General features: G+C 37.4%; 17 protein-coding genes. All 17 read left to right on the forward strand.

Features of this window, described 5'->3' with window-relative positions:
• Positions 1–22: 22 nt before the first annotated feature.
• Complete coding sequence (locus tag CVS84_RS07465) at positions 23–1,714, forward strand: hypothetical protein (protein WP_107691766.1); 1,692 nt, start codon at positions 23–25, stop codon at positions 1,712–1,714.
• Between the two features lie 184 nt (positions 1,715–1,898).
• Positions 1,899–3,263 (forward strand): coproporphyrinogen III oxidase family protein, encoded by a 1,365-nt coding sequence (locus CVS84_RS07470; protein ID WP_107691767.1) that lies wholly within the window; start codon positions 1,899–1,901, stop codon positions 3,261–3,263.
• On the forward strand, positions 3,263–4,897 hold the full coding sequence (locus tag CVS84_RS07475) for a multidrug ABC transporter permease/ATP-binding protein (RefSeq protein ID WP_107691768.1): 1,635 nt from the start codon (positions 3,263–3,265) through the stop codon (positions 4,895–4,897). Before CVS84_RS07470 ends, CVS84_RS07475 begins: the two co-directional genes overlap by 1 nt.
• Positions 4,898–5,002: 105 nt before the next feature.
• Positions 5,003–5,392 carry an NAD(P)H-quinone oxidoreductase subunit 3 gene (locus tag CVS84_RS07480; protein WP_087579455.1) on the forward strand — a complete coding sequence of 130 codons (390 nt, stop codon included), beginning with the start codon at positions 5,003–5,005 and terminating at the stop codon, positions 5,390–5,392.
• Positions 5,374–5,886: a NuoB/complex I 20 kDa subunit family protein gene (locus tag CVS84_RS07485; RefSeq protein ID WP_087578227.1), complete on the forward strand. Its 513-nt coding sequence runs from the start codon at positions 5,374–5,376 to the stop codon at positions 5,884–5,886. The genes CVS84_RS07480 and CVS84_RS07485 overlap by 19 nt, the downstream gene beginning before the upstream one ends.
• Positions 5,883–6,641, forward strand: coding sequence for an NADH-quinone oxidoreductase subunit C (locus tag CVS84_RS07490; protein ID WP_087578226.1), 759 nt, complete (start codon positions 5,883–5,885; stop codon positions 6,639–6,641). Before CVS84_RS07485 ends, CVS84_RS07490 begins: the two co-directional genes overlap by 4 nt.
• Positions 6,638–7,867 (forward strand): NADH dehydrogenase (quinone) subunit D, encoded by a 1,230-nt coding sequence (gene nuoD, locus CVS84_RS07495; protein WP_087578225.1) that lies wholly within the window; start codon positions 6,638–6,640, stop codon positions 7,865–7,867. Before CVS84_RS07490 ends, nuoD begins: the two co-directional genes overlap by 4 nt.
• Positions 7,864–8,094, forward strand: a complete 231-nt coding sequence (locus CVS84_RS07500; protein WP_087578224.1) for an NADH-ubiquinone oxidoreductase subunit E family protein — start codon at positions 7,864–7,866, stop codon at positions 8,092–8,094. The genes nuoD and CVS84_RS07500 overlap by 4 nt, the downstream gene beginning before the upstream one ends.
• Positions 8,091–8,801, forward strand: coding sequence for a hypothetical protein (locus CVS84_RS07505; RefSeq protein ID WP_107691769.1), 711 nt, complete (start codon positions 8,091–8,093; stop codon positions 8,799–8,801). Before CVS84_RS07500 ends, CVS84_RS07505 begins: the two co-directional genes overlap by 4 nt.
• Positions 8,798–11,098 (forward strand): NADH-quinone oxidoreductase subunit G, encoded by a 2,301-nt coding sequence (locus CVS84_RS07510; RefSeq protein WP_107691770.1) that lies wholly within the window; start codon positions 8,798–8,800, stop codon positions 11,096–11,098. The genes CVS84_RS07505 and CVS84_RS07510 overlap by 4 nt, the downstream gene beginning before the upstream one ends.
• The gene (gene nuoH / locus CVS84_RS07515) at positions 11,091–12,086 is read left to right on the forward strand and encodes an NADH-quinone oxidoreductase subunit NuoH (RefSeq protein WP_107691771.1); all 996 of its coding nucleotides are present in this window, start codon (positions 11,091–11,093) and stop codon (positions 12,084–12,086) included. The genes CVS84_RS07510 and nuoH overlap by 8 nt, the downstream gene beginning before the upstream one ends.
• Before the next feature lie 8 nt (positions 12,087–12,094).
• Positions 12,095–12,712 carry an NADH-quinone oxidoreductase subunit NuoI gene (gene nuoI / locus CVS84_RS07520; RefSeq protein WP_107691772.1) on the forward strand — a complete coding sequence of 206 codons (618 nt, stop codon included), beginning with the start codon at positions 12,095–12,097 and terminating at the stop codon, positions 12,710–12,712.
• A gap of 23 nt (positions 12,713–12,735) precedes the next feature.
• Complete coding sequence (locus CVS84_RS07525; RefSeq protein ID WP_107691773.1) at positions 12,736–13,272, forward strand: NADH-quinone oxidoreductase subunit J; 537 nt, start codon at positions 12,736–12,738, stop codon at positions 13,270–13,272.
• Positions 13,269–13,571: an NADH-quinone oxidoreductase subunit NuoK gene (gene nuoK, locus CVS84_RS07530; RefSeq protein WP_107691774.1), complete on the forward strand. Its 303-nt coding sequence runs from the start codon at positions 13,269–13,271 to the stop codon at positions 13,569–13,571. The genes CVS84_RS07525 and nuoK overlap by 4 nt, the downstream gene beginning before the upstream one ends.
• Before the next feature lie 3 nt (positions 13,572–13,574).
• Entirely contained in the window at positions 13,575–15,413 is a 1,839-nt protein-coding gene (gene nuoL, locus CVS84_RS07535) for an NADH-quinone oxidoreductase subunit L (RefSeq protein ID WP_107691775.1), read from the forward strand.
• A complete protein-coding gene (locus CVS84_RS07540; RefSeq protein WP_107691776.1) occupies positions 15,413–16,924 on the forward strand; it encodes an NADH-quinone oxidoreductase subunit M in 1,512 nt (503 codons plus the stop codon). Before nuoL ends, CVS84_RS07540 begins: the two co-directional genes overlap by 1 nt.
• Complete coding sequence (nuoN, locus tag CVS84_RS07545) at positions 16,921–18,411, forward strand: NADH-quinone oxidoreductase subunit NuoN (RefSeq protein WP_107691777.1); 1,491 nt, start codon at positions 16,921–16,923, stop codon at positions 18,409–18,411. Before CVS84_RS07540 ends, nuoN begins: the two co-directional genes overlap by 4 nt.

The following is an 18,411-nucleotide window of genomic DNA, read 5'->3' on the forward strand; positions in this document are numbered from 1 at the left end:
TAAATTTTTATAGGAGATAACTTTGAATTATCAAGATATTTTAAAACAGAAAGAAAATAATATTACTAGGATAGATGAAATCATAAAATTTTTAAGAGAAAATTTTGATAGCTTGGACAAATATGATAGTAAATATAGCCAGTTAATAGTTCTTTTAAATAAAGAGAAGAGGTTGTATAGTAATTTGGATAAAAGCGACCCTGATGTTTTTTATAATAAATTAAGGGAAATAAAACGTCAAATAGGTTTTAAAATTTCAGAAATTAAATATGAGCTATTAGATACATTCGAAAAGAAAAAATTTAAACTTAAAATAATGACAAAATTATGCGGGCAATATTTAGACAAATTATTAATTGAAAAATTTATAGATAATATAAAAAATAAAATATGTAAAAAACTTGACAAAATCTCAGTTAAGAATATAAATAAAAATTCCGATGAAATTAAAAAATTATTGGATGAATTTTTTATTTGCACAAACGATGGTTCTCCACATAAAGAAATTTTAAATTTAATAGACAGTGAAGACAATAGCGACACAAAACAAGAGGGATTCAAAAAAAATATATCAAAAATAAAGAAACAAATAACTGAGATCTCTAAAGAAAAAGATTTTAAAACTAAAGCAAATTTTAATGAGCACTATATTAAAGATATTAACAAGAAGACAAAAGAGATATCAAAACTTGCCAGTGAATATTTTGAATATTATTTAACAAAATCTTTTGAAGAAAGAAGTGTAAAAGACTATTTTAATGCTCTTTTAAAATTTCATCCATTGATACTATCTGGCATTAGCTTAGTTGGCATGATCTATTATTTTGCATATTTTGGGCTTGAGTTGAAATATTTTCCTGATTTAGGTGGAGCAGATGTAGCATATGTTGGTGTATCATTATTTTTTGTATCATCCTTTATTTCATTTTTTATTATATTTCCATGTCTAGTTTATCCAGGCTACTATGAAAATAAAAAAAATAAAACTTGGATGTTTTATTTTGGGTTTTCCTTGCTTCCTTTTCTTATATTGGTTTGCATGGCAATATTAAATACTATTACTATAAGTAAATCACTTTACGAATTGCTTCCGTGTTCTTTAATCGTATTAGGTATTTACTTATACATTGTATTTGTTATAGAACAAATAAAGGCTACTTTATTTAAATGTATATTTAAATGCATAAAAAACATAGTAACAATCATAGCAATAATTGCGATTTTTAAGTACATTTATAAAATTTATTTTTTAAAAGTATCGTTAGATGATGACTTTTTATTCATTTTTTTAATAGTTGCAGTTCATATTATAACGCTTTGCTTCTTTGAAGGTTTGGAACATTTTTATGAAAAAAAAGCTTACAAACCACTCTTAGTGACTGTATCAACTGTAGTACTAGTAATTTTATATCAGTTATCCTCAGGTGCAATTTTACATTGGCTTGGGATGGCAAATGTTGAATATAAGTATTTATCTATTGAAAAAAGTGTATTAGGGGCTTTGCCAAAAGGAATTTGCGAAAAAACAGAAAAAGATTCAATAAGAACTTATTATGATGCAAACGATATAAGTAATGTTGTAATGCTTTATAACATCAAAGCATTATCAACTCTTGGTAAATTTTATTATTTAGAAGCAATAGGTTGTGAAAAAAAAGAGAAAATAAGATTTGAGCTAGACTCAAGCAAAATTATCTCAAGAGCCAAAGAGTAATTTCCTTAAGCTTTGGGGCTAAAATTTGATCGATACGTGAAATTTGCAGATTTAAAAAATTAAAATCTATAGGCCAAATTTATCTGGCTAAGCTAAAAATTTCTTTAGCACAAGGCTAAATTTATTAAAAGTTAGCTATCCTAACATATCAATTTAAAACCAAACTTATTTAAGGCGATTAGTTATGATTTTTAAAAATATTGTTGAGAGTTTTGCTGTAAATTACGCTCATAATTCTATACAAAAATCGCTATACAACGAATTTAACATAGACATTTTAACCACAACCTACACCAAAACTCCAAAAAAAGGCAAAAAGTATATGCTCTATGCACATGTACCATTTTGTCACACATTCTGCCCATATTGCTCGTTTCATAAGTACCACTATGAACAAGAGCTTGCAAAAATTTACTTTGAAAATTTACGTGAGGAGATGAGGCAGGTTAAAGAGGCTGGATTTGACTTTGATTCACTTTATGTTGGCGGTGGTACGACGCTTATAAATGAGCCAGAGCTTGAGAAGACACTTAAGCTTGCAAAAGAGCTTTTTAGTATAGATGAAATTTCAGCAGAAAGCGATCCAAATCACATCTCACCCGAGAGTTTAGCCAGATTTGATGGGTTAATTGATCGCTTAAGCGTGGGTGTACAAAGCTTTGATGATGAAACATTAAAAAGAGTTGGCAGATACGAAAAATTCGGTTCAGCCAAGGAGGTAAAAAGAAAGCTTGAGCTCGCTCTTGGTAAGATCCCAGTTATTAGCCTTGATCTCATCTTTAACCTGCCAAATCAAACAAAAGAGCAGCTCATAAACGACATAAATACTGCAAAATCGATCTCTCCGCAGCAAATCACCTTCTATCCGCTTATGAAATCAGAGCTAACAAGAGAGAATATAGCTCGCTCGCTTGGCGTCTCAAACATCGATAACGAGCGTGAATTCTATGAGATAATCACTGAAGAATTTAGCAAAAGCAACTACAAACAAAGTAATGCTTGGGCATTTTCAAACGAAAAAAGTGCTGACCTTCGCGACGAATACGTGGGCTCAAATTTAGAGTACGTGGGCGTGGGTAGCGGCGCATTTAGCTTCCTTGACGGCGAGCTTGTTATAAACGCCTTTAACCTACTTGACTACGGCAGAAAGATCAAGGATAGGCAAAGCCCAGTCATCGCAAAATGTGGTTTTAGCAAGAAAGAGCGACTTAAATACACGTTTTTAACAAGGCTTTTTGATGGCGGAGTTGATATTAAAAGATACAACGATGAAAATAGCACAAACATTAACAAAGCCTTATTTATGGAGCTTAGCTTGCTTAAGCTTGTAAATGCAATATATGAAGAAAATGGCATTATTAAGCCAACATTTTTTGGCAAATATATCTGCATCGTGCTTATGCGTGATTTTTACGCTGGCATGGACAAAGTGCGTGCGATATTTAAAGATGATGCTAAGATAAAAAGAAGCAAGGTGCTTCGCATAATGAGCGAAAATACTGAACAAAAGTATGAGCCAAATATCATTCAGCCGCGAGCTGCGATGTAATGCTAGCAAATTTAATCAAAAAAAATATCTATCAAATTTTTAAAATAGTGTTATTAACACTCGTATTTAGTGGACTTGGTGTCTGGACCCTTTCATTTATAAATAATGAGCTTGTAAGTTTAAAAGAATTTGATCCGATTCTTGCAATTAAATTTATAGCAGTCTTACTTTTATTTTTTATAAGCGCCATCGCCGCAAATATATCGCTTACAAATTTTGGACATAAATTTATCTACGAGCTAAGATATCAAAGTGTAAAGCAAATTTTAGATACGCCAAATAGCGTGATAAACGAGATCGGTAAGGCAAAGATCATAGCTAGTCTAAACAATGACATAAAAACAATCACATTTGCTTTTATGAGTGCTACTGGTTTTATACAAAGCCTAGTTTTTATCGTCTGTGCCAGCATCTATCTTTGTGTAATCGCTCCAAAAATTTTTATCTTTTTATCCGTTTGGATCGGTGCGACTCTTTTTATAAATACGCTTTTTATGAAAAAAATTCATCTTTATTTTAAGTATTCTAGAGTTCAAGATGACGCATTGCAAAAGCACTACGACGATATCGTAGAGGGGCATAGAGAGCTTAGTTTAAATAGAGCAAGGGCAAGTGTCTGCTTTGATGAGTTAAATTTTACAGGCGATAAAAAACGTCAAAATATGGTAAAAGCCGATATTTATCACGCATTAAGCGATAATTTCACAAACATTATGCTTCTTGGCTCAGTAGGACTTTGTGTTTTTTTGTGCGTGGCATTTGACTGGGCGAGCCTGCAAACGGCACTAAGCATTAGCCTAACGATACTATTTTTAAGAGGCTCATTTATGAGCATGGTTGGCTCCATACCAGCCGCACTTAGCGCAAAAGTAAGTTTAGAAAAGATCATGAGTTTAAATCTAAATAAATTTAAGGAAGGCTTTAAATTTGACGATAGCCTAAGCGATAATTGGCAAAACATAAAGCTAAAAGATATAAATTTCAACTACACTCACGGCAAATTTAGCCTAAAAGACGTAAATTTAGAGATCAAACGCGGTGAGATAACGTTTATCATCGGTAAAAATGGTAGCGGCAAAAGTACGCTTATAAATTTACTTTGTGGCCTCATTCAACCAAGTAGTGGCGAAATTTACCTTGATAGTACAAAGATAGATGAAGCAAATTTACAAAGCTATCAAGCAAAGATAAGTGCTATTTTTGCTGATTTTTATCTATTTTCACAAACACTCTCTCATGATGGCTTTGCCAACCAAAGCGATATAGAGGGGCTCTTGGCTCTGCTTGAGATCGACAAAAAGGTAAGCGTGGTGGATAATAAGCTTAGCACTACGCAGCTCTCAACCGGCCAGAGAAAGCGTCTAAGCCTACTAATAGCCATTTTAGAACGCCGCTCTATCCTTATCCTTGATGAGTGGGCAGCCGATCAAGATCCACTTTTTAAGCGTAAATTTTATAAAGAAATTTTGCCATTTTTACAAAGTAAGGGCATAAGCATAATCGCTGTTAGCCACGATGATAGCTACTTTGATGTAGCAACTAGGATCATCTTAGTAAAAGATGGCTTTGTGCGTGAGCTAGACGAGAGCGAGCGAATAAGTGCTGCAAAAGATGCAGTTGAGAAGATAAAATAGGAGTAATTTTTACACAAAAGCACAATACTCACCCTACTCTTAAGCTGTTTCAAGCTCAAATAAATTTAAATTTAGTAGAATCTTAAAAATTAAAAAAGGCAAAGTATGTCACATTCAGAGCTTGAAAGCACCTATTTTGGTGCATTTATCATACTTTTACTAACAACTTGTTCATTTTGTTTAATAACATTCTTATCTTCAAAAATAAGCAAAAAACTAGCCAACCGCAATACCCAGCGTCTAAAACTTGGCTTTTATGAGTGTGGTCCAACCACCGTAAAACAACCAAATAAGATAAATATCCACTATTTTTTTTATGGAATTTTATTTATTTTGTTTGATGTTGAAGTCATCTTTATGTATCCGTGGGCGGTGGATTTTAGGCTACTTGGAATTTTTGGACTAATCGAAATGTTGCTTTTTGTGGCGATTTTACTTATCGGCTTTGCTTATGCTTGGCAAAAAGGAGTCTTTAAATGGCAAAGCATCAGATAAACTACGCTGCAAATAGTGGCTTACCAGTCGTTTTAACAACCGTTGATAAGCTAGTTCAATGGGGCAGGAGCAACTCGCTTTGGGCGCTTAGTTATGGACTTGCTTGCTGTGCGATCGAGATGATGGCAAGTGGCGCTAGCAGATATGACTTTGATAGATTTGGCACCATTTTTAGGGCTAGCCCAAGACACTCAGAAGTAATGATCATAGCTGGCACGCTAACTAAAAAACACGCTGAGTTTACAAGGCGTCTTTATGATCAGATGCCTGAGCCAAAGTGGGTCATCTCGATGGGTAGCTGTGCAAATACTGGCGGCATGTTTAACACCTACTCTACCGTTCAAGGTGTAGACCGCATAATACCAGTTGATATCTACATCCCAGGCTGTGCCCCGCGTCCAGAGACGCTTCAATACGCACTTATGATGCTTCAAAAAAAGATAAGAAAGCAAAGTGCATTTAGAGCGCAAAAGCCAAGAAAGCTTGAGATATGAGAGAGTATAAGCCAAAGAATGATCTGCAAAAAAAACAGTATTACAAAGAGAAATTTTACATAGAAAAGCAGACACCAAAAGATGAAGTAAAAGATTCTAAATTTGATGAAGAACTCGCTATTTTAGAGCAAAGTGGAGTAGAAATTTTATCTAGCTATGTGGAGTTTGATCAGCTTGTAATTTATGTAAATTCTAGTGAAAATTTTAAAGCTCTTGAAGTATTAAAATCTTTTGGTTACGAACAGCTTAGCGAGCTCGCAGCGCTTGATTTCATAAATCAAAAAGGTGGATACGAAGTCTTTTATCAGCTTCTTAGCATGAGTAAAAATAGACGCGCTCGTGTAAAATGCTTTGTAAAAAAAGATGAAATGCTAAAAAGCGTTTGCGAGCTTTATAAAAGCGCGAACTGGGCTGAGCGCGAGATGTATGATCTAAGTGGCGTTCTCATTAAAGATCATCCAAATTTAAAACGCCTCATCATGCCTGATGACTGGCACTCATACCCGCTCTTAAAGAGCTATCCGCTAACTGGCGACGAGGCTGCCAAATGGTACGAGGTGGATAAAATTTTTGGAAGCGAATTTAGAGAGCAGATCGGCGAAGAAAACCGCGATCCAGCATTTGTTGATGAGAAAGATACCTTTGGCTTTTCAAGGGTGTTTAGCGAAGAATACGAGTATCAAGAAGATGGTGGCGTAAAATTTGTCAAAAAGGCTAAATTTAACCAAAGCCAGATAGTAAAGGAAAGACCTTGAGCCAGGCACCAAACCGCTTAAAACCATTTTTTGAAAATTTAGAATTTGAGCAAAATGATGGCAAGATGATACTAAATTTTGGCCCGCAGCACCCAAGCGCACATGGACAGCTAAAACTAGTGCTTGAACTTGATGGCGAAAAAGTCGTGCGTGCCATGCCAGAGGTTGGCTTCATGCACCGAGGCGTTGAAAAGATGGCTGAAAATATGACCTATCAGGAATTTATCCCAGTGACTGACAGGGTTGATTACATAGCATCGAGTGCTAATAACTACGCATTTTGTGCGGCTGTGGAGAAGCTTTGCGCTATCGAAGTGCCTAGACGTGCGCAGATTATTAGAGTGATGCTTTTAGAGCTAAACCGCATCAGCTCGCATCTTTTATTTTTAGCTACGCATGCCCTTGATGTGGGCGCTATGAGCGTCTTTTTATACGCATTTAGAGAGCGCGAATACGTCCTTGATCTTATAGAAAAATACTGCGGCGCAAGACTAACTCATAGCTCCATAAGGATCGGTGGCGTGCCGCTTGATCTGCCTGATGGCTGGTGCGAAGAGCTGCTTAAATTTTGTGAGAAATTTCCAAGCGACATCACGCTTTACGAAGATCTGCTAAGCGAAAATAGAATTTGGCAAGCAAGGCTTGTAGATGTGGGCGTAATTAGCAAAGAGCTAGCCCTTAGTACTGGCTGCTCTGGCGTCATGCTAAGAGCAAGCGGTGTGGCGCGTGATATAAGAAAAGAAGAGCCATATCTCATCTATGATGAGCTAGAATTTGACGTGCCTTATGCGACACATGGCGACTGCTACGCAAGGTATCTGCTTTACATGAAAGAGATGCGCGAGTGCGTGAAAATTTTAAAGCAGTGCGTTAGCAAGTATCAGACAAGCAGCCCCGCCATCATCGCCGACGCGCCATATTACGTAAGCGCTTCAAAAGAGCAGATAATGAGCCAAAACTACTCATTAATGCAGCATTTTGTGCTAATAACTCAGGGACTAAAGCCTCCAAAGGGTGAAATTTACTTCGCTAGCGAGTCGCCAAAGGGAGAGCTTGGAATTTATATAAACTCAGACGGCAGTGCAAGCCCATACCGCCTAAAAATTCGCACACCAAGCTTTTGGCACTGCGCTATTTATGAAGATTTATTGGTAGGCCAGTACGTTGCTGACGTCGCTACGATAATTGGTAGCACAAATATCATCTTAGGCGAGGTCGATAGATGAGAAGGGTCGATCTTAGGCACTTAAAGAGTGAGTTTTTGAGCGCTCTTGGACAGCAGATAAAGGCTAGCGAGTCTGGCGAAGTGATTATATTTTTATTTGAGATAGGTGATTTTAGCGGCGTGACAAAGGCTGTAAATTTAGCCTATAATCTAAACTGCGAAGTGATGAACTCGCTTAAATTTAACCAAGTTGATTGGGTATTAACCATAAAAAAGGGCAAGATATGAAATTTAATGATTTAATAGCAGGCAAAAGCTTAAGCATCGCAAATTTACTAAGCTTGAGCGATAAAAATTTAGCAAAAAAGATAAAAGAGCATGAGTTTAAATACATCTCTTGCATCGAAGATAGCGAGCTTGGCAGCGAAAATTTAATCCGCTGCGAAATAGGCTCAATAAGCTACGTCTTAGCACTTCTTTGCAAATACGCAAATTTAGTGCAAGATGAGTTTTTTGACGAGCTCGATGATGGGCTCATAAGTGGCGAGTGCAACGTGGGCGAGGAAGAGTTTGAGGAACTTGGCGAGTGGATAAAGGACGTTAAAAACATCGTTGTTGATGATTCATTTTTTACTCATCCAGATAAAGATGCGATCTTTTGGCTACTTGAAATTTTAGGCAAAAATATCGTTTTGGCTGGTGATTGCAGGAAAGAATTTAATGATTATCACAAAATAGACGAGCTAAAAGAGCTTGAAAATTTTGACGGAGCAGTCGTTTATCTAAACAAAAATGCAAGCGATGAGATCGTGGGCGGCGTGCAGTTTGGTATCGTAGCAAAGGCAAAAGATGGCGATATGTTAGAGCTTAAAGCAAAAGATTTTAGCGCGAGGGCAAAATTTAAACTAGACCATTCGCTAAAAGGCACAGTTGCGATATTTGGTGCAAAAGAGTTTGATGGATACGCGTTTAAGCAAGTAGTAGTTAGTAAATGAAAATAAGCATAAACGATCAAATTTTAGAAGCAGATGAGGGCGAGAGCATCCTAAATATCGCAAGAGCAAATGGAATTTATATCCCAGCTCTTTGCTATCTTAGCGGCTGCTCACCAACTCTTGCTTGTAGGCTTTGCATGGTCGAGGCAAATGGCAAAGTAGTTTATAGCTGCAATGCCAAAGCAAAAGAGGATATGCAAATTTATACAAACACGCCAGAAATCGCTGCCGAGCGAAATGCGATCATGCAGACTTACTGCGTAAATCATCCGATTCAATGTGGTGTTTGTGACAAGAGTGGCGAATGTGAACTACAAAATTTAACCACACATCTAAAGGTAAATGAACAAAAATTTGCTATCGCTGACACACACAAACCACATAAAAAATGGGGGCTAATCAACTACGATCCAGCTCTTTGCATAGTCTGCGAAAGATGTGTCACTGTTTGCAAAGACAGGATCGGTGAGAGTGCACTAAAGACCGTACCAAGGGGCGTTGAGGTACCAAAAGAGCTAAAAGAGAGTATGCCAAAAGATGCCTACGCAGCTTTTAGTAAGATGCAAAAAAGCTTAATAGGTCCAAGCGTGGGCGAGAGTCTTGACTGCTCATTTTGTGGCGAGTGTATCAGCGTTTGCCCTACTGGAGCGCTTATTAGTTCGCATTTTCAATATAGCACAAATATCTGGGAGCTAAACCCTATCCCAGCAGCAAATCCACATCAAAGCGACTGCGAGCTAATTTACTATGACGTAAAAGAAAAGAGCACTAGCGATAGAAGTAAGCAAATTTACCGCGTCAGCAATGATTTTACATTTGGCGAGATAAGTGGAGCAGCTAGGTTTGGTTATGACTTTCACAACGAGCTTGCCTGTAAGAATGAAGAGAAATTTGAAGAGATTGTTTTAAATATTAAAAATGGTGCGATCAAAAATATAAAATTTAATAGCTTCATCACAAACGAAGAGGCCCTTATTTTAGAGCGTTTAAGAGAAAAATTTGATCTAAATTTAATAAATAATGAAGCGCTAAATTATCAAAAATTTTTAAATAAATTTAGCGAAATTAGTGGGCTTAGCTCGTATAACGCAGACTATGAAGATATTAAAAATAGCGATTTTATCATCACTGCTGGCAGTTTCTTAAGACACGAAAGCCCAGTGACAAGCTTTAAGTTAAATAACGCTTTAAAAATGAATAAGGCAGCTGGAATTTACTTTCATCACATAGTCGATGAGATCGTTAAAAAATATTCTAAAAATTTTATCTATGTAACGCATGAAGCTGGAAAATTAGAGCAAATTTTACTTTTTATACTTAAAAACTGGGGTGAAAATTTACCTAGTGCACTTACATCAAAGCTTGAAAATTTTGATGAAAATTTTAGCTTAGATGTACCAGCTTTAAGTGAGGGCAAAAGCAAATTTACGCTCATTTTAGGAAGCGATTTTTATACGGATGAAAATGCGAATTTACTAGCCGCACTTACTGGAGTGATCGCAAGAGCTACGCCGTTTCGTGTGATGCTCATACCTCCTCGCACAAATTCACTTGGCGTTGCTAAAATTTGCACTCTTGCAAGCGAGAAACAACCTGGCAAGACGCTTGGCTATAACGAAAATGGTGAATTTAAATTTAGTATTTTTGAAGGTAACATCGATGCTAGCGCACTAAATCAGCAAGAAGGCACATTTACAAGCATAAATAACGCCCTAGTGCCAACAAATGTGGCGATACCGCACAAAGGTTATTTTCTAAACGATATTGCAAATACACTTGGACTAATGGCTAAAAATACGATTGATTACACGCCAAATTTACCAAAAGAAAAGGGTTACAAAGGCATTAAATTTGATGATTTAGAAAATTTTTACACAAACGACGGCACAAGTCACAGAGGCTACAAGCTTGAAATTTCAAATTTTACACCAAATGATGATATAGAGCCACTTTTAAAAGATAGCAAGAGTATAAATTTAAAAGACGATGAGGCACTTATAAGTCTTGCAAATCCTATAAATTTGCCATCATTTTTTGCAAACTATGCGACACAAACAGCCAAAAGAGCGAAGCTTTATGCAAGTAGCGAATTTATGGCTAAATTTAGAATTTCACAAAATGAAGCAATTATTTTAGAAAAAGATGGGCATAAGCTTGCCATTTGCATGGAGCTTGATAGCGAGCTTGGCGGAGTTGGTGCGTATTTAGGTGATTATGACGACAATCTTGATGTGGGGGTTATATTTAATGGCAAAAGCTACGCCGCAGTTAAAATCATAAAGGCAAAAGATGAGTGAAACACTATTTTTTGTGCTAAGCACTATCATTAAAGCCGTGGTCATCTTAGCCGTCATGGCAAGCCTTGCAGGACTAGCAACTTATGCTGAGAGAAAGGTACTAGCCTACATGCAGCGCCGCGTTGGACCTGATATGGTGGGACCTGCTGGAATTTTACAGATAGTAGCTGACATGATAAAACTCTTTACAAAAGAGGACATCGTGCCAGAAAATACGAATAAATTTATCTTTTTAATAGCTCCGCTAATATCAGCCATTGCCGCCTTTGCAGCGCTTGCACCTGTGCCATTTTTGCCTGAGTTTGAAATTTTTGGACATACATTACGTCCAATTCTCTCAGATATTAATGTTGGTATTTTATACATCGCTGGTGTTGCTTCAGTTTGCGTTTTCTCTCCACTTGCAGCAGGTCTTGCTAGCTATAATAAATTTGCACTAATTAGCGCAGCTCGCGCAGTAGTCTCACTTCTTAGTTTCGAAATAGTAGCTGGCATGGCTCTTTTAAGCGTCGTAATGGTAACTAGCTCACTCTCACTTGTGGATATAAACAACTATCAAAAAGGAATTTTTGGCTGGCTTATATTCAAGCAGCCCCTTGCCTTTTTACTCTTTTTAATAGCAAGCTTCGTGGAGTGCAACAGAACGCCATTTTGCTTAACAGAAAACGAAACAGAGATAGTAGCAGGCTATGGCACCGAGTATAGCGGCATGAGATGGGCGATGTTTTTCATCGGCGAGTACACAAATATGATCGCTGCTAGCATCATCATTACGATTTTATTTTTAGGTGGATTTAACGAATTTTTATTTATCCCAGGTGCTTTGATGATCATCTTAAAATCAAGCATTGTCTTTTTCTTTTTTATTTGGGTAAGGGCTTCATGGGCACATTTAAGAGTTGATCAGTTAAGTACATTTTGCTGGAAAATTTTGCTTCCGCTTGGAATTTTAAATATCGTAATCACTGGCTTTATGCTACTAATCTAAGGCGAAAAATGAGTGAGAAAAAATATATTTTAATAGATGAAAAGTTAAAGCCAAAGAGCGCGTTTGATAAATTTAAGCACTTCATCGCTGCCACATTTAAGCCTGATCTTTTGATCGGACTAAAAGTAACGATAAAGCAGATGCTCTTTAGTAAGTCGCATACTTTAAAATACCCTATGCAAAAGATGGAGCTAAATGCTAGATATAGGGGTATTCACAAGCTTTTAAAATTTGTTGAAAGTGAAAATGAACGTTGCATTGGGTGCGGATTATGTGAGAAAATTTGCGTTAGCAACTGCATTTCGATGAAAACTTCACTTGGCGAAGATGGCCGCAAAAAGGTCGCAAGTTACTCGATAAATTTAAGTAGATGCGTATATTGTGGATTTTGCGCTGATGTTTGCCCTGAGCTTGCGATAGTTTGCGGACAAGAGTACGAAGTCGCAAGCGAGAGCAGGATTATATTTGGCACAAAAGATGAATTTTTGACAAAGGATAAATTTTTAAAAGATCAAAGCGAGTTTGAAGGATACGGAGCGCTTCCTAAAAATTCTGACAGCTTAATTAAAAAGACGCCAAATGCATTTATAGGCGAAAATGAAAATGAGACAAAAAGTGATGAGTAGTATAAATTTTAAAAGGGCAAAAGATGTATGAGAGTTTTGCATTTTATCTTTTTAGCGCCTTGGTTTTAGTTAGCTTTTCTTTTAGTGTATTTTGTAAAAACGCACTAAATGCAGTCTCTGCGCTAGCTGCTGGCATGGTATTTATCTCGGCTATATTTTTCTTACTTGGAGCGGAATTTTTAGGCGTAGTGCAGATCATCGTATACACAGGTGCTGTGGTCGTTTTATATGCATTTGCGATGATGTTTTTTGATAGCAGTAAAGAGTGTGAACCAAAAAGTAGCAAAAGGGCAAAGATTATTGTCTATCTTTTAAGTGGCTTTGTAGCACTGCTTTTGATATTTATATTTTTAGCGCCTATTTATAGCGTTAAGCTTGAGAATTTAAATCCAGTGGTTAATGAGCTTGGCAATATCGAGGCTATTGGAATTTTGCTTTTTAGTAGGTATTTGATCGCTTTTGAGATGTGTGCCGTAATGCTTCTTGTTGCGATGGTTGCTGGTATCATCTTGATACACAAAGACATGAATAGCCAAAGCAGCCTAGAGGAGATGCTATGATAGGGCTTACTCACTACCTCATCCTTGCAAGTCTGGTCTTTGTCATAGGGCTAATTGGTATAATGCGAAGAAGAAATTTGATCATGCTATTTTTCTCAAGTGAAATTTTACTAAACTCGGCAAATATCGCACTTGCTGCCATTTCAAAATACCACTTTGATCTAACTGGACAAATAGTTGCATTTTTCATAGTAGCTATCGCGGCTAGTGAAGTCGCCGTGGGGCTTGGCTTACTGGTGCTTTGGTATAAAAAGACTGGCAACATTAGCCTAGATTCGATGACAAATATGAAAGGCTAAGAGATGACTTTATTTTGCATTTCACTATTTTTCCCACTTCTTAGCTTTATCGTTTCTGGACTTTTTTCACATAGTAGTAAAAATTTTTTACTTGGTATCTTTTGCTCACTTTTAATGATAATTAGCACAACCGCCTCGCTCATGCTAACAGCTAGCCTTGGCATAGATGAACCATTAAATTTATCACTAAAAGAATTTATAAATTTTGGCAGTCTAGATTTAAATTTTGGCTTCTATCTTGACGCCATTAGCCTTGTTATGCTTAGCACTGTTGGCGTGGTCGCAAGTATCGTGCATATCTACTCAGTTGGCTATATGAAAGACGATGCAAGCTTTAACCGCTTTTTTAGCTACTTGGGGCTCTTTGTCTTTTGTATGAACGTCCTTGTCTCAAGCGATAACTTTATAGGGTTATTTATTGGCTGGGAGGGTGTTGGACTTTGCTCTTGGCTACTCATTGGCTTTTGGTATAAAAGGCCTAGTGCAAACGTCGCTGCAAACGAAGCTTTTGTGATGAACAGAGTGGCTGACCTTGCGATGCTTGTTGGCATTTTTTATATATTTTATAGCTTTGGCTCACTTAAATTTAGTGAGGTTTTTAACGCTAGAAGCGACCTTTCTGGGCTAAATTTAGACATCATTGCAACACTTCTTTTTATAGGCGCCATGGGTAAAAGTGCACAGTTTCCATTTCACACCTGGCTTGCAAACGCCATGGAGGGGCCAACTCCAGTTTCTGCGCTCATCCACGCAGCGACCATGGTAACAGCTGGCGTCTATCTAGTCATACGTGCAAATTTTATCTTTATAAACGCGCCTGAAGTATCGCACTTTATCGCTTACCTTGGCACATTTGTAGCGATTTTTGCGGCTAGCATCGCGCTTGTGCATAACGACCTTAAAAAAATCATCGCCTACTCGACGCTTTCGCAGCTTGGTTATATGTTCGTAGCTGCTGGCCTTGGCGCTTATAAGATCGCACTTTTTCACCTTGTCACGCACGCATTTTTTAAGTCACTTCTCTTTTTATGTGCTGGCAACGTCATGCACGCGATGAATGATGAGCTAAATATCAAAAAAATGGGCGGACTTTATAAATTTATGAAACCAACTACACTCCTTTCTATCATCGCAAGCTGTGCGCTAGCTGGATTTTATCCATTTGCTGGCTTTTTCTCTAAAGATAAAATTTTAGAGGTTGCTTTTAGTGAGAATAAATTTTTATGGATCATTTTGCTCTTTGGTGCGGTACTTACGGCTTTTTATAGCTTTAGGCTCGTTATGCTCGTCTTTTTTACAAAGCCAAAGAGTAAGAAACACGTGCATGAAGCTAAAAACTATATGCTAGCTGGCATGGGCATACTTGGAATTCTCTCAGTCATAAGTGGCTTTTTTTGGAACAACTTTAGTGAGTTTTTAGAAAAAAGCTTAAAAGATTTTTCACTAAATTTATCTCACGGTAGCGAAATTTTCTTGCTCGTTTTAACACTTAGCCTAGTGCTAGCAAGCACTGGTTTTGCAGTATTTGCCTATAAAAAAGAAATTTTTAAAGAGAGTGTTTGTGAGAGCAGAATTTATAAAATTTTACAAAATGCCTACTTTATACCAAAATTTTATGAGAAATTTTTCATAAATGGCTACGCATTGATCTCACAAATTTGTAAAAAGATTGACGAGATGATAATCGATCGTAGTGTCGATCTAGTCGCAATAGCACTAAACAAATTTGCATTTTTAGCAAACAAAATGCAAAGTGGCGACTTAAGCATTATGCTTAGATTTATGGTCGTAGGATTTGCCTTGCTTTTAAGCTTTATATTTTTATTAAACGGAGCCAAATAATGCTAAGTGTAATCATATTTTTCCCTGCAATAAGCGCAATACTTGGCTTTTTAATAGAAAATAAAAGCATAAAATTTTATGGAGCAAGCATCGCACTGATCGAGCTTTTGCTAGCCATTTTTATCTGCGTCAATGTCGATTTTCAGGGTTATGACTTTGTTTTAACGCATCAAGTCCCACTCATACGAGGCCTAAATATCAGCTATTTTGTAGGCATTGACACCATTTCGCTAGCACTTATCGTACTTAGTGCGTTTATGAGCTTCATCTCTATCGTGGCACTTAGTGATGATGGAAATTTAAAGCATCTAATTATTAGCGTGCTCTTTTTAGAGACCACGATGATGGGCGTCTTTAGCGCACTTGATATGATCTTGTTTTACAGCTTTTGGGAGCTTAGCCTCATACCGCTACTTTACATCATCGGTGCATTTGGTAGTAAAAATAGAATTTATGCTGCGATTAAATTTTTCATCTATACATTTTTAGGCTCTGTCTTTATGCTAGTAGCGATCATCTTTATCGGCTATTTGTGCTATCAAAAAAGCGGCGTCTTTAGCTTTAACTTGCTTGACTGGCACAAGCTTGATATCGGGCAAAATGCTCAAATTTGGCTATTTTTAGCGTTTTTCTTTGCCTTTGGTGTGAAAACTCCATTATTTCCATTTCACACGTGGCTACCTTATGCACATGGCCAGGCTCCGACCATCGGCTCGGTGCTGCTTGCTAGCGTGCTTTTAAAGATGGGTACTTACGGCTTTGTGAGATTTTCGCTCCCACTTTTCCCAGATGCAAGCCTACTTTTAAGTGGCTTTATCTGCGTCATAGCTATCATAATGATCATCTACGCAGCCCTTGTTGCCTACGCGCAAAGTGACATGAAACAAGTAATCGCTTATAGCTCCATTTCACACATGGGCGTCATCATGCTTGGTATATTTTCACTAAATTTGATAGGTGTTGGAGGATCAATATTTTTGATGATAAGCCACGGCATAGTTAGTGGCACACTATTTTTACTAGTTGGCGTCATCTACGAGAGGGCTCACACAAAAGAAATTTGCGAATTTGGCGGCCTTGCTAAGGTTATGCCAAAGTATGCGCTTGTATTTTTTATAGCAACTCTTGCAAGTATCGGTTTGCCATTAACGATCGGCTTTGTAGGCGAGTTTTTGAGCCTACTTGGCGTCTTTAAGCTAAACAAGCTCCTTGCGCTACTTGGTGGCTTTAGTATCATCGTGGGCGCTGTTTATATGCTAGTGCTTTATAAAAGGGTATTTTTTGGCGAGTGCAAGGAGAAAAATTTAAGCCTAAAAGATCTAAATTTTAAAGAGTTAGTCTCTCTTGTGCCACTTTGCTTACTTATAATTGCTCTTGGTGTCGCTCCAAATTTAATCCTAAAACCACTTGAGCCAAGCGTGCAAAATATAATAAATAAAATGCAAACTAGAGCGGTAGATAGCGACACAAAGGATAAAATTTTATCTTTAAATGGCGGGAGCAAACTATGAACGAAATAGCCTTTTTAGACCTTAAAGAAATTTCTTTATCTTCGGTTGCTCCGATGCTTAGTATGATAATCTTTGCGCTTTTTATCTTGATCGTTGGCACCATAAAAAAAGACCTTTCAAGAAATTTTTACTGCGTATTTTGTATCATCGCAATATTTGTAAATTTGGGCCTAATACTTGATTTTAACGGTCTTAGCCTTAGCTTTTGGGATATGCTTTTAGTCGATGGCATTTCGGTCATTTCTCAAGTCATTATCCTAATCGCCTCAGCCCTTTTTATTCCACTCGCACTTAGTACAAAAGAGTATTTTGAGTACAAAATTTATGAGTATTACGCTCTATTTTTGTTTATGATTGCTGGATTTTTATTTATGGTGAGCTCAAATAACCTACTCATCATCTTTTTAGGCCTTGAGATCAGCTCGCTTTGCCTCTACACCCTAATCGCCCTTCACAACAAGGCAAAAAGCGTAGAAGCTGCGATAAAATACTTTGCTATGGGCTCGCTCTCGGCTGGCTTTTTTGCGATGGCAATAGCAATGTTTTATCTAGCGACAAACTCAATAGACATCGCTCGTATAGGCGTTGCCATAAAAGATCTTAGCCTAAATCAAAATTTAATCATTCTTCTTGGCTGCGTTTTCATTGCCTCGGCCATTGGCTTTAAGCTCTCACTCATACCATTTCACACATGGATACCAGACGTTTATGAGGGCTCAAATGCCCCACTTGCTGGCTATATGTCGATCGTGCCAAAGGTGGCAGCTTTTATCGTCGCGTTAAGAATTTTTGCCATGCTTGAAGCCTCGCAAATTTCGTGGATAAAAGACCTGCTTTACATCATCGCCGTGCTTACGATGAGCCTTGCAAACATCATGGCTCTAGTACAAAAAGACGTAAAAAGGATGCTTGCTTTTAGCTCCATAGCTCACGCTGGTGTCGTACTCTGTGCGCTTGTGGCAAATTCTCACGAGGCAAATGTCGCCTTGTTTTTTTACTGGATCATGTTTTTGTTTGCAAATTTGGGCGCATTTTCTATGCTCTGGGTGGCAAGGTGCGACGATGCAGTCTGCTGGGACAAGCGCTTTAAGCACCCATTTGAGAAATTTTCAGGGCTTATTAAAATTTTGCCAAGCTATGCTGTGATAATGGGAATTTTTATGATCGCCCTTGCTGGCATTCCGCCTTTTAGCGTCTTTTGGGGCAAGATGGTGCTTATCTCATCACTCATAAAGTCTGATTACGTCGTGCTTGGCGTTATAATCATGATAAATTCTGCCATTGCGATTTATTACTATTTAAAGCTAATCGTCTTTATGTTTTTAAAAGAGCCGATCGTAAAAGATAAAAATCTCTACACCGCAAATATCTCGATGGCGCTAAAAGTAATTGTTGGCATTGCGGTAGCTGGAACGGCCTTTTCGTTTTTATTTTCTGGAGCGATTTTGGAATTTATTGAGCATTTTGTCTTTGCTTCAGGATTTTAG

It is taken from the genome of Campylobacter concisus (genome assembly GCF_003048575.1).
In the GTDB taxonomy this organism is placed as follows: Bacteria; Campylobacterota; Campylobacteria; order Campylobacterales; family Campylobacteraceae; genus Campylobacter_A; species Campylobacter_A concisus_U.